The 11922-nt window shown below is 44.9% G+C and carries 12 protein-coding genes and 1 pseudogene; 4 read left to right on the top strand and 9 right to left on the bottom strand.

What is annotated here, in order from left to right; translation table 11 throughout:
- Positions 1-225, top strand: a pseudogene (locus tag ACTTK7_RS12845) (hypothetical protein); the annotation flags it as partial.
- A gap of 34 nt (positions 226-259) precedes the next feature.
- Here the strand turns inward: ACTTK7_RS12845 and ACTTK7_RS12850 are convergent.
- Complete coding sequence (locus ACTTK7_RS12850) at positions 260-418, bottom strand: hypothetical protein (protein ID WP_176967740.1); 159 nt, start codon at positions 416-418, stop codon at positions 260-262.
- A 110-nt stretch (positions 419-528) separates the two neighbouring features.
- The gene (acsA, locus tag ACTTK7_RS12855) at positions 529-2247 is read right to left on the bottom strand and encodes an acetate--CoA ligase (RefSeq protein ID WP_462868470.1); all 1719 of its coding nucleotides are present in this window, start codon (positions 2245-2247) and stop codon (positions 529-531) included.
- 173 nt (positions 2248-2420) lie between these two features.
- Between acsA and ACTTK7_RS12860 the strand changes: the two genes are divergently transcribed.
- The 3 genes from ACTTK7_RS12860 to ACTTK7_RS12870 are packed head-to-tail and all read left to right on the top strand — an operon-like array spanning position 2421 to position 4891.
- Positions 2421-3053, top strand: coding sequence for a GNAT family N-acetyltransferase (locus ACTTK7_RS12860; RefSeq protein WP_322526385.1), 633 nt, complete (start codon positions 2421-2423; stop codon positions 3051-3053).
- 33 nt (positions 3054-3086) lie between these two features.
- Positions 3087-3728: an acetoin utilization AcuB family protein gene (locus ACTTK7_RS12865; RefSeq protein WP_462868517.1), complete on the top strand. Its 642-nt coding sequence runs from the start codon at positions 3087-3089 to the stop codon at positions 3726-3728.
- The gene (locus ACTTK7_RS12870; RefSeq protein ID WP_462868519.1) at positions 3725-4891 is read left to right on the top strand and encodes an acetoin utilization protein AcuC; all 1167 of its coding nucleotides are present in this window, start codon (positions 3725-3727) and stop codon (positions 4889-4891) included. The genes ACTTK7_RS12865 and ACTTK7_RS12870 overlap by 4 nt, the downstream gene beginning before the upstream one ends.
- A 38-nt stretch (positions 4892-4929) precedes the next feature.
- Here ACTTK7_RS12870 and ccpA read toward each other — a convergent pair whose 3' ends face one another.
- The 7 genes from ccpA to ACTTK7_RS12905 form a co-directional block, all read right to left on the bottom strand.
- Positions 4930-5940 carry a catabolite control protein A gene (gene ccpA / locus ACTTK7_RS12875; RefSeq protein WP_462868471.1) on the bottom strand — a complete coding sequence of 337 codons (1011 nt, stop codon included), beginning with the start codon at positions 5938-5940 and terminating at the stop codon, positions 4930-4932.
- A gap of 341 nt (positions 5941-6281) precedes the next feature.
- Entirely contained in the window at positions 6282-7358 is a 1077-nt protein-coding gene (locus tag ACTTK7_RS12880; RefSeq protein WP_462868472.1) for a bifunctional 3-deoxy-7-phosphoheptulonate synthase/chorismate mutase, read from the bottom strand.
- A 205-nt stretch (positions 7359-7563) separates the two neighbouring features.
- Positions 7564-7995, bottom strand: a complete 432-nt coding sequence (locus ACTTK7_RS12885) for a YtxH domain-containing protein (RefSeq protein WP_462868474.1) — start codon at positions 7993-7995, stop codon at positions 7564-7566.
- Between the two features lie 16 nt (positions 7996-8011).
- Entirely contained in the window at positions 8012-8425 is a 414-nt protein-coding gene (locus ACTTK7_RS12890; RefSeq protein ID WP_462868475.1) for a DUF948 domain-containing protein, read from the bottom strand.
- A 211-nt stretch (positions 8426-8636) separates the two neighbouring features.
- Positions 8637-9947 (bottom strand): UDP-N-acetylmuramate--L-alanine ligase, encoded by a 1311-nt coding sequence (gene murC, locus ACTTK7_RS12895; protein WP_462868476.1) that lies wholly within the window; start codon positions 9945-9947, stop codon positions 8637-8639.
- Between the two features lie 180 nt (positions 9948-10127).
- Positions 10128-10769 carry a hypothetical protein gene (locus ACTTK7_RS12900; RefSeq protein ID WP_462868477.1) on the bottom strand — a complete coding sequence of 214 codons (642 nt, stop codon included), beginning with the start codon at positions 10767-10769 and terminating at the stop codon, positions 10128-10130.
- Positions 10770-10794: 25 nt separating this feature from the next.
- Positions 10795-11895 carry a nicotinate phosphoribosyltransferase gene (locus ACTTK7_RS12905; RefSeq protein ID WP_462868478.1) on the bottom strand — a complete coding sequence of 367 codons (1101 nt, stop codon included), beginning with the start codon at positions 11893-11895 and terminating at the stop codon, positions 10795-10797.
- Between the last annotated feature and the right edge of the window lie 27 nt (positions 11896-11922).

An 11922-nucleotide genomic window follows, 5' to 3' on the forward strand; every position in this document is an offset into this window, starting at 1 on the left:
GGCACTGACGGGACCGAAGACTCCGGCGGGCCATCCACCGACGAAGAGGATTCCACTGAGGACTCCTCTTCTGCTCCCTCTGATGATAATGCAACGGAGGAAACTGAAGAGTCTGACGGCTCTTCCACAAATGAAGAAGCCCCTGGCGAGAATTCTTCGCCAGAGGCTTCAAGTGATACTGAAAATGAAACAGATGCAGGCAGTTCTTCCGAACAAGAAGAGTAGGGAACAAAAAGCCATTATGTATTTAAATTAAGAATTAAGCCATTTGGGCCAGTCCAATCCACACCAGCAATATTGCAATAGGCACTGAAACCATTCCTGCTGTCCGCAGAAAACGTCGATTTTCTTTACTTCCTTTAAATATTAAATAGAAACTTTCCAGTAAAATAATAATACCGATAATTAAAGCAACCAAGACCGCCTCGCCCCCTTTCTATCCTTTCTGTATATCATACCTGAAGGGTCATTAGAAATAAAGAAGCCTCCGTACATGATAAGTACGGAGGCTTCCTACATTTTCACACTCTAGTCTTCCATAGTAGAAAGATCACCAGTAGGAAGATCAAGCTCCCATGCTTTCAAGACACGGCGCATAATCTTACCACTTCTTGTTTTCGGAAGTGATTTACGGAATTCAATTTCTTTCGGCGCAACGTGACCAGCAAGTTCTTTTTTCACGAAGTTTTGAATTTCTTCCTTCAACTCGTCTGAAGCTTCATATCCTTCCCGCAGGGCTACAAATGCTTTGATGATTTCCCCGCGTACCGGGTCCGGCTTACCAATAACCCCTGCTTCACCTACAGCCGGGTGTTCAACCAGTTTGCTTTCTACTTCAAATGGTCCGACTCTTTCACCAGCGGTCATGATAACGTCATCTACACGGCCCTGAAACCAGAAATAGCCATCTTCATCCATGTACGCAGAGTCACCGGATACGTACCAGCCGTTTAATTCAAAATAGCTGTCAAATTTTTCTTTTCTATTCCAAATGGCTCTCATCATTGCCGGCCAGGTTGGCTTGATAGCCAGGTTACCCATCCGGTTCGGTGGAAGCTCATTTCCCTGATCATCAACAATTGCTCCGTAGACGCCTGGAATTGGTTTGCCCATGGACCCGGCTTTAATTGTCATTGCCGGATAGTTACATATCATCATCGCACCTGTCTCTGTCATCCACCATGTGTCATGGATGCGGAGATTAAATGCTTTTTCACCCCAGCGTACCACTTCTGGATTTAACGGCTCCCCAACACTCAAAATGTGTCGCAGCGAAGAAAGATCATATTCTTTCACAAGCTCGTCCCCGGCGCTCATGAGCATCCGGAAAGCAGTTGGTGCACTGTACCATACGGATACATTGTACCGATCCAAAGTATCATACCAGTCCTGGGCGCTGAAGCGGCCGCCGCGCACCACGTTTGTTACGCCGGCAAGCCATGGACCGAATATGCCGTAGGATGTGCCTGTTACCCAGCCAGGGTCGGCTGTACACCAGTATACATCCCCGTCTTTCAAATCCAGTACCCATTTCGCTGTCTGATAGTGCTGTATCATGGCATTGTGTACGTGATAAACACCCTTGGGCTTTCCAGTAGAGCCTGAAGTATAATGCAGGATCAGTCCGTCTTCACGGTCTACCCATTCTGGTTCAAAATCGGTTCCTGCCTGCTGGAGTCTTGCATCAAAATCCAAAAATCCGCCTTTTTCATCATCTACGCCTCCGTGGATGAACACCGTTTCCAGGTTTGGAAGATCATCAAACGGCACCCGTTCTACTAACTGAGGCGTTGTAACGAGCGCTTTTGCTTCGCTGTCTTCAAGACGGTCCCGGACAGCTCCTTCCATGAAGGCTTCAAACAACGGGCCAACGATAGCGCCCACTTTAATTGCACCGAGAAGAGCAAAATAAAGTTCGGGAGAACGGGACATAAAAATGAAGACGCGGTCCCCCTTCTCAATACCTGCTTCTTTCATTACATTTGCTGCTTTGTTTGTGTATTTTTTCATGTCCGCAAATGTATACTCCTCTTTGCGGCTTCCATCTAAATAATGAAGTGCTACCTGGTTTTGCTTATCAGGATTCTCAGCATGGCGATCAATTGCTTCATAAGCCATGTTTACCTTTCCTGTTTCGTGCCAAGAGAATTGTTTTTCGATTTCCGACCAGTCAAAGTTTTGTTTTGCTTCTTCGTAGTCTTGTAGGTTGTAATTTCCGTTAATTGGTGGAAGCGTTTGCACTTTCATTTGAAACATTCCCTTCTGTCGATCTTGATTTGCACAAATTCATTATAATATAAGTTCATACTTTGTTCAATTCTTTCATTTCTTAATATTCTCATTTCTTCCACCAATCTGAAGTAATTTTCTGATATGATAATAATGTAAGCAGTACCATAGGTGGATGAAGGATGGTGTACATGATTCACAAAAAGACCTATTATTCCAGGGAAATCGCATGGAACAACCACACTTTGCTCATGGAAGGCCCTGTTTCCGGTAAAACACTTCACGATTACGACTTTCATCCAGGCCTTACAGCGTTTCGTTCCCATGAAGAACAAAAAAAGGCACTAATCGGCATTGCTGATCTTCCTGAAGGGCGGATTAATATCGTGGCTGATGGCAAAACGATTGTCGGCTATGTCACATTTGTATATCCGGACCCATTAGAACGCTGGTCAGAAGCCCGGTTGGACAGTCTCCTGGAGCTTGGGGCCATCGAAATAGCCAAAGAATACAGAGGAGCTAAAATTGGCAAACGCCTATTAGAGTTCTCTGTGCTCGATGATGCCATGGAAGACTATATTATTATTACTACAGAATACTACTGGCACTGGGATCTTAAATCAAGCGGCTTAACCGTCTGGGAATATAGAAAACTCATGGAAAAAATGATGAATGCCGGCGGGCTCGAATGGATGGCCACGGATGATCCTGAAATTTGCTCTCACCCCGCAAATTGTTTAATGGTAAGAATTGGCTCACGTGTATCAGATACCGATATCCAACAATTTGATAATGTTCGTTTTACTAATAAATTTATGTTTTAACCGCCTGCACAGAGGAGGAATGTTTGCTTGTTCGTGGAAGAAATTATGGTTAAAGACGTTATAACAATTGAACGAACCACGCTCATACGCACGGCTTTAGAGCTTTTGGAAAAACACCGCATCCGGCATATACCTGTGATTGACGAAAACCGTTATGTCGTTGGTATTGTAGCGGACAGGGATATACGCGATGCCAGCCCTTCCATTTTTCAGCCCGGCGATGATAAAAAAGAATTGGAACAGCCCGTTTCTACAATTATGACTTCTCCCGTTGTCACCATTATGTCCTATGATCTGATGGCTGATGCTGCAGTAGTCTTATACGAAAATGATATCAGTGCTCTCCCTGTCGTTTCCTCAGATGATAAACTGGTCGGCATACTGACTGAAACCAACGTTCTGCATACGTTAGTAAAAATGACAGGAGCCAATCAGCCGTCTTCCCAGATAGACGTTGTTGTTCCTAATTTATCCGGGCAGCTGGCAGAATTATCATTGATTTTTAAAGAAAAAAAGACAAACGTTATCAGTGTACTGCTCTTTCCACATAATGAAATTGATAAGCAGGTGCTCAGCTTCCGGGTGCAGACAATGGACCCCCGAAGGCTGATTGCCGCCATTGAAGAAAAAGGGTACACTGTACAATGGCCGAGAATGCCGGAGCCGGGATCATGACAATGAATCACGCTCTCGTTTATTCTCCGGATATGCCGCAGTACAAATTTAATGATGATCATCCTTTCAGTCCCCTTCGTCAGCAAATCACCTTTGATCTGCTATTGGAAATAGGGGCAATCAATGATAATCAGCTTGTTCCATCACGGATGGCAACAGATGAAGAAATAATGCTTGTACACGACCAGCACTATTTGGAGGCAGTTAAAGCGGCCGGAAAAGGCGAACTTAGTATTGGCGTTGCAAATAACTATGGCCTGGGAACAGAAGATACACCTATTTTTGACCATATGCATGAAGCTTCTGCCACGCTTGTCGGCGGTACTCTTCAGGCTGTTGAAACAGTTCTCTCAGGTAAAGCAACTCATGCTTTCCACCTTGGCGGAGGCCTGCATCACGGCTTCCAGGGAAAGGCTTCGGGCTTTTGTGTATATAATGACAGCTCCATCGCCATTGAATACGCACGTAAACACTTCGGAGCACGAGTGTTGTATGTTGATACCGATGCCCACCACGGAGATGGAGTCCAGTTTTCTTTTTACGAGGAACCGGATGTATGCACACTGTCGATTCATGAAACAGGGAGGTACCTGTTTCCAGGTACTGGCAGCGTTGGTGAGAAAGGCGCAGGACAGGGCTACGGCACTTCCATCAATATACCAGTGGACGCCTTTACAGAGGATGATTCTTTTCTGCATTGCTACGAAACAGCACTGCGGGAAGCAGCCGAGTTTTTCAAACCGGACGTCATTTTTACACTTAACGGGGCAGACGCGCACTATTTCGACCCACTCACTCATCTCTCCTTAAGCATTGAGTCATACAAAGCCATTCCTGCTATCGCTCATCAAGTAGCTCACGAGTACTGCGGTGGCAGATGGATTGCAGTCGGTGGCGGTGGATACGATATGTGGAGAGTCGTACCAAGAGCCTGGGCGGCCGTGTGGCTTGAAATGAGTGAGCAGACCCAATTATACGAACAAAACTGTCCAGAAGAATGGCGGAGCCGCTGGGGAACAAATGCGCCTATCGAGCTTCCAACCAAATGGCAGGATCCAGAGCAAATGTATGCTCCGATCCCAAGACGACCGGAAATTGAAGAAAAAAATAACCGTTCATTAGAAAAAGCCCTTTTTCATATTAGAAATGAAAAAAGGCCGTGATTTTTAAAAAAGTAAGGGAAGCAGCCTGGCTGCTTCCCTTACTTTTCGGGGATAGTCGTTGATTGTCTGTACTCCAGACGGTGTGGAAGGACTACAGTGCTTTCATCCACTTCCTCTTTGTTCATAAACTTGGTCAAAAGGCGCATCGAAACTGCCCCGATATCATACATCGGCTGTACTACGGTCGTTAATGTCGGCCGCACCATAGTCGCAAGACGTGTATTGTCAAAACCGATAACATTCACCTGCTCCGGTACGCTGAAGCCATCGTCCTGCAGACCGTGAATAACACCGAGAGCCATTTCGTCTGTAGAAGCAAAAATAGCAGTTGGAGGGTTTTCGAGCTTCATCAGGGACTGGGCAGCCCGGAGTCCGGAATCATATGAATAATCTCCTACTGTTACTAATTCTTCCTCAAAAGTAATATTATTTTTTTTCAGAGCTTCTTTATATCCGCTGAATTTTTTATATCCATTTACCGGGTCTTCAATAGAGCCGGAAACCATACCGATCCTCTGGTGGCCGCCTTCGATCAGTTCTTCCACTGCGTCAAAAGCAGCATCTGCATAATCAATATTTACTGAAGGTACTTCTTTATTTTCATCGACTGTCGCAGCCAGGACGATCGGTACCGGGGAGTGCTTGAACTGTTCCACATGCTCCTCAGTAATTTCGCCGCCCATAAATACAATCCCATCCACCTGCTTTTCAAGCAGTGTATTAATCAGATTAATTTCCCGGTCTTTATTCTGGTCGGAGTTGCTCAGGATGATATTGTATTTATACATCATCGCAATATCTTCAATCCCCCGGGCCAGTTCGGCAAAGAAAATGCTTGATATATCCGGAATAATTACACCGACAGTGGTCGTTTTTTTACTTGCAAGACCACGCGCTACAGCGTTTGGCCGGTAACCGAGCCCTTCAATGGCATCCAGCACCTTTTTTCTTGTAGCTGGCTTCACATTTGGATTGCCGTTCACCACACGCGAGACGGTCGCCATTGAAACGCCAGCCTCTCTTGCTACATCATAAATTGTTGTATTCACTAGTAATCCTCCTTCAAGTCCCTTTCATCCACTTCTTAACAGATGATGCTATCATATAATAATGGTTATCTCCTCTGCAATTCATTTATGAAAACTTTTCATAACTTCCTATTCAGCAAAGTACATTCAGGGTTGTTCTTTTCTTCACAATCACAGATTTTCCAATCATACCATATTAAGCACAAAACGTCTTCATTATTGATTTAGCTTGTTTTCAATTGTTTTCATTTTACTATGTTTTCATACTCGTTTTCAAGAAAACGCTATCAAATAGTTAAAATTAATCAGCAGGACTTATCATATAAAAAAGCACAGGGAGGCCTGTGCTTTCTTGTACTGAATTATGATTTGTATAGTCCGGAAGCCCGTAAAGAATCCAGGAATGATTCAAATTGAGCAAGATCCATTTGCTGAGCGGAATCAGAAAGAGCGACAGCTGGATCAGGGTGTACTTCGGCCATGACTGCATCTGCACCGATAGCAAATGCTGCACGTGCTGTTGGTTCAAGCAGATCCCTTCTGCCCGTAGAATGTGTCACGTCCACCATTACTGGAAGGTGTGTTTCTTTTTTCAGAATCGGTACTGCAGAAATATCGAGAGTGTTTCTCGTTGCTTTTTCGTACGTACGGATACCTCGTTCGCAAAGGATAATATTTTCATTCCCTTTAGCCAGAATGTATTCAGCACCTTTAATCAATTCATCGATAGTCGAAGACATGCCGCGTTTCATTAATACAGGCTTGTCTACGCCACCCACTTCTTTTAATAGCTCAAAGTTTTGAGAGTTTCTCGCACCGACCTGAATAACGTCGAGGTAATCCAGTGACATCTCTACATCCTGCGGGCTCACAATTTCGCTGATGACTACCATATCCAGCTCATCAGCTACACGGCGCAGAATTTCAAGGCCTTCTTTGCCAAGCCCCTGGAAATCGTACGGGGAAGTTCTCGGCTTGAATGCCCCGCCGCGCAGAAGGCGAATGCCCTGGCTTTTCATGAATTTAGCTACTTCATACACCTGTTCGTAGCTTTCCACGGAACAAGGTCCTGCAACAAGACGCTGAGAACCGTCTCCGATTTTCTCGCCTTTCAGGTCCACAATTGTATCTTCAGGTTTTTTCTTCCGGGATACCAGCAGTTCTTTACGATTATCGTCTTCCTGAAGCTCAAGGCCTGCCTGGAAGATTTGTTTGAAAATATGCTGGACCGTGGAAGTGTAGAAAGGCCCTTCGTTATGTTCTGCAATATGATCAAGCATATGGCGCTCGCGTACCGGATCGAATCGCTTCTGTCCAGACTTGCTTTTCACGTCCCCAATTTCCCGGACCAGGCGTCCACGTTCATTAATCAGCTCCAACAGCTTTACGTTCACATCATCCAATTGTTCTCTCAGGCCATCTAACTGTTCGTTACTCATACTCTCCACTCCTTCAGTCAATTACTTATCTTTTCGATTACGCCCCATTATAAACGAAGAATTCTGTTCTGTCAGCCCTTTTTTCTTTATTTCTTAAACGCTTTTAAGTGTTAAAGTATTTTTACCTTTAAAATAAGCTTTACGTCTATATTTAATTGAAAAAACATATTAAAAACCGCTGCGTTTGACACAGCGGCCTTAGCTTTTAAGAATTATTGCTGTTGTTTTCTGTTGAACCCTTATGCAGATCACGTACATCTTTTTTTACATCCTCTGCCGCTGCTTCTTCACTTTCATCAATCCGCTCATTGAGTTCTTTTGCAAGCTCTTCAGCAGACTTCTCCTCGTCTTCTCCTGAGCTTCCTTTCACGCGTTCGTATAAATGAGAAGACTGGACCGAAACATTTTTGGCCAGCTCGCTGGATTTATCTTTAGCACGATTTGCCCAATCACTGCCTTTTTCGTACGCTTCGGAAGTTAATCCGCTTGATTTCTGTTTTACTGACTGGGTGCCTTCAGAAAGATCCTGGCGCCATTCTTCCCCGGACTTCGGAGTAAGAAGCAGCGCTGTCGACGCCCCTACAATACTTCCTATAATCGTGCCAATAATAAAGTCTTTTGTGTTGTACGAAGCCATTCTTCATCGTCCCCTTTTATTTTGTCCGTTTTTTCCAGCGGGCATACAAATCAATAAAGGCATTCCCCCACTGAATCACCTGGGTGACCTGCTCTGATTGTTTTGAAGAATAATTGGAAACGGAATCGGCTACACGGCGGAATGAATGGTTAACATTGTCCACCGATTCCCCGACATTTTGCAGCGACCCTACAAAACCATTAATACTTTCTGTTTTAGCCTGCACATCTTCCATAATAGTATTAGAACGGTTAAGCATAGCCTCTGATTCCCTGGTAATGCCCTGTACCTGCTGCTCTACTTGTTCCATTGTATTCCCTACGCGTTCCATCATTGTGGTAGCTGTCTTCAGCGTTTTCACGAGGAAAATAATTAGAACGGCAAAAGCGATCGCTGCAATCAGCGCGCTTATGTACCCTAAAATAGCCATATCACAATACACCTCCTGTCGCCATTTTACCACTATTTGTTTGGTTTGAAACTCCATTCTTCATAGAGGATCTTTCTATTTCCCTGTTCCCTTTTCCCGCAAAAAGTATGCTTCCTGAATGAAAAAACAATCACCTGGATGCCGGCTCATCCTCTTCTCTTGATATTGATACCAAAAAAACGGAAAGCTTCTGCTTCCCGTCCTTTCGATTTTACTGTTTGGAGGATTCAAGGTGAGCTTCATAGGCACTTTGAAACTTTTGAATATCTCCAGCTCCCATAAATAAAAGCACAGCATCATTATGCGTTTCAAGCACCTGGATACCATCCTCCTGAATTATTTTTGCTCCAGGAATAAGCTGCTTTAAATCATCGATGCTTAAGCTTCCATCCTTTTCCCTGGCTGATCCGAAAATATCGCAAAGGTAAACGTAGTCTGCCATCTGCAGACTGTCTGCGAAATCATCAAGAAAAGCCTTGGTTCTTGAAAACGTATGCGGCTGAAAAACAGCTGCTACCGAACGGCTCGGGTACTTTTGTTTCGCTGACTCAATGGTGGCGCGGATCTCCGTAGGGTGATGAGCATAATCATCAATCAACACCTGCGAGCCTGAGATTTTTTCTGTAAACCGGCGTTTTACCCCGCTGAAAGAAGCCAGCTGTTCACGGATAATAGAAGCGGGAACCTCTTCATAGTGGCAGATGGCAATAACGGCGAGCGCGTTTAGAATATGATGGTTGCCATAGCCCGGAATAGTAAAACGGCCGAAGCGGTCCCCGCGGATTTGAACATCGAAGCTGGTGCCATTTTCGTCTACTAATATGTTTTCTGCATTAAAATCATGCTTTCCTTCAATACCGTAATAAACAATTGGTACCGGAGCGTGTAGTTTTTGAAGATGCTCATCATCGCCGCAGGCTACAATACCCTTTTTTACTTTTTGAGCCATTTCATTAAACGCCTGCACGACATCGTCCACATCAGAAAAATAGTCCGGGTGATCAAAATCGATATTTGTCATGATAGCGTAATCAGGTACATAATTCAAAAAATGACGCCGGTATTCACAGGCTTCAAACGTAAAAAAGCGGCTGTTTTCCATGCCCTTTCCTGTGCCGTCTCCAATCAAGTATGAGGTTGGCTTATACGCCTCGAGCACATGGGCTAAAAGACCGGTGGTGGTCGTTTTGCCGTGAGAGCCTGCCACTGCTATCGATGTAAAATTCTGAAGAAATTCTCCTAAAAACTGAGGGTATGAATGAACTTCCAGTCCTGACTGCTTTGCCTTTTTCACTTCTTCGTGTGTATCACCATAAGCTGCTGAAGCAACTACTGTCTGGCCTTCCTGGATGTTATCAGCCTGAAAAGGAAGAATAGAGATATTTTTCTTTTCAAGAGGCTGCTGGGTAAAAAACGTTTTTTCAACATCTGAGCCCTGTACAGTGTGATTCATATCGTGCAGAATCTGGGCAAGAGCACTCATACCGGATCCTTTAATTCCAATAAAATGATAATTAGACATATTGTCTTCCTCCGTTCTTTCAAAAAACCTTGCCGCCGAAACGCACAGGTGAAAGAGATCGTTTTTCATGGTGTGTATCATATGTAAACATACTTGTCTTATTATAGCAAAAACCTTTAGTTCCTCCAATGGAACGACTTGAATTGGGCAGAAAAGCCTGACTCCCGTCTTCGTTTAAGGTTAAAAACTAACAGACGGGAGCGCAAACTGCAGCCAGGAGGCCCCTTTTTCTTTATGCCACCTAATGTGTTCTTCCTTCTGGTAAGCTTTTTCCGCCTCAAGCATAAGTGCCTGAAAACCTTCGACACTAACCCGGAGCGGTACTGCCTGTCCCAGACGGGTATCCTCAAAACCCACACGTGCTGTCCGGACAAGCCAGATGGAGGATACAGCCGGCTCCAAAGCCGTGTCCTGCTGCAGCCGGTTTGAAAATTCCTGCCCGCCTACTGCTCTAACCCAGTAGTTTTTTTCATTCAATTCCACCGGTATCCAGGAAGCTGTTAACAGCAGACCCCCGAGCTGGAGATCCATGCGGGTCCTCTCAGTCAGCGTCTGCTTTAAGAACATATCAAATAAATGCGTTCCGATAATAGTTACATAGTCATATGAAAACCATTCCTCAAACAGCATGTCCCACGGTTTCTTTTCCACCTGGTCCACCGTGATCCCGGTCTGTTCGGCAAAAAGATGCTTGGCACGCACCTTTTCACGCAGGTTCGTATTTTCTTCTTTCCAGGCTTTAAATGCTTCGAGCAGGCTTTCGAGGCACCGGTCTGCTTCCGCCTGCCGGCGCTGTCGGTACCTTTGTATATCCGAACGCACGGCCAAGAACTCCTTTCCGGGAAAATTAATACTCAACGAGCTCCATTCGATTATTCGGGCGGTATTTCCGCCCCGCTTTAGCTTCATGTTCTCCATTCAGCAATACATTGTCTCCCGTAAAGCCGATATGGATTTTTAATAGGCTGCTGCCAATACCATAAATATCAACAGGAACGTCTTTAGCTTCATATTCCTCAATACGGGCCGCGTTGAAACCACCACTTACCATTATTTTAACATGCTGAAATCCTTCTTCGTCCAACACTCTCCGTAAGGCAAAAATCAATTCGGGATTAGCGCCGGTAGGATTGAAGGAGCCAAGCACTTCCGGATGCCGGCAGAAATATTGATCCACCATACTGCCCGACGTATCGAGACGCACTGTCTGGAGCTCATTGCCAAATTCCCTGGCCACCTTCAAAGAGTCGGTAATAACGTCATTATTGTAATCCACCAGTGCTACGAGTTCATCTTCAGGGAATGTTTCTTTATACGCGCGAGTCGCCTGAATAATGTCACCCTCGAAGAGCTGGAGAAGGGCATGCGGCATCGTTCCCATTCCCTTTTTCCCCCACCATTCGCTCATCGCGTGAGTCGCCTGAGCCTTGGAACCCCCAATAAAAGCGCTGTACCCGTCTCCTGCCTGCTGCGTGAAATGATCATCCCGGTCTCCCATAAAAATTACGGGCTTTTTTCTTCCGGAGATTTTTGCCGCATTAACGACATTAAAGACATTTGTAGCCACAGATGTACGCCTCGCAAGTATACCGTCGATCAGGCCTTCGAGGAAGCCGAAATCCTGGTACTTTCCTTCCACGGTCATTACAGTTTCATACGGTTCGATTTTGTTGCCATCTTCAAGGGCATGGATAACAAGTTCTCCCGGATTGGAGGAGAAGGTTTTCACTAAAGCGACTGCTTCATCCACTCCGCATAAAACGGCTTGATCCTTTTGAAAAAACTGCATCAGTACACGTTCTTCCGGCTTATATTTCTCTGCGATTTTTTTGGTCTTCAAAAAGTATACTGCGGAGAACCAGCCTTCCTTTACCCGTTCGTCGAATTTAAAGGTTTCGTTTGTTAATCGTTTTTGTTTTCCTTGCAGTTTGAGTTCAATCTCTTTCATAATAGCTGCTCCTTAACCTATGTATCA

Source organism: Marinococcus tarijensis, from assembly GCF_054971385.1.

Excerpts from the sequence above, each read along its gene's own strand:
- acsA (WP_462868470.1), bottom strand. The coding sequence starts at position 2,247 with ATGAAAGTGCAAACGCTTCCACCAATTAACGGAAATTACAACCTACAA.
- ACTTK7_RS12860 (WP_322526385.1), top strand. The coding sequence starts at position 2,421 with ATGATTCACAAAAAGACCTATTATTCCAGGGAAATCGCATGGAACAAC.
- ACTTK7_RS12870 (WP_462868519.1), top strand. The coding sequence starts at position 3,725 with ATGACAATGAATCACGCTCTCGTTTATTCTCCGGATATGCCGCAGTAC.
- ACTTK7_RS12880 (WP_462868472.1), bottom strand. The coding sequence starts at position 7,358 with ATGAGTAACGAACAGTTAGATGGCCTGAGAGAACAATTGGATGATGTG.
- ACTTK7_RS12885 (WP_462868474.1), bottom strand. The coding sequence starts at position 7,995 with ATGGCTTCGTACAACACAAAAGACTTTATTATTGGCACGATTATAGGA.
- ACTTK7_RS12890 (WP_462868475.1), bottom strand. The coding sequence starts at position 8,425 with ATGGCTATTTTAGGGTACATAAGCGCGCTGATTGCAGCGATCGCTTTT.
- murC (WP_462868476.1), bottom strand. The coding sequence starts at position 9,947 with ATGTCTAATTATCATTTTATTGGAATTAAAGGATCCGGTATGAGTGCT.
- ACTTK7_RS12905 (WP_462868478.1), bottom strand. The coding sequence starts at position 11,895 with ATGAAAGAGATTGAACTCAAACTGCAAGGAAAACAAAAACGATTAACA.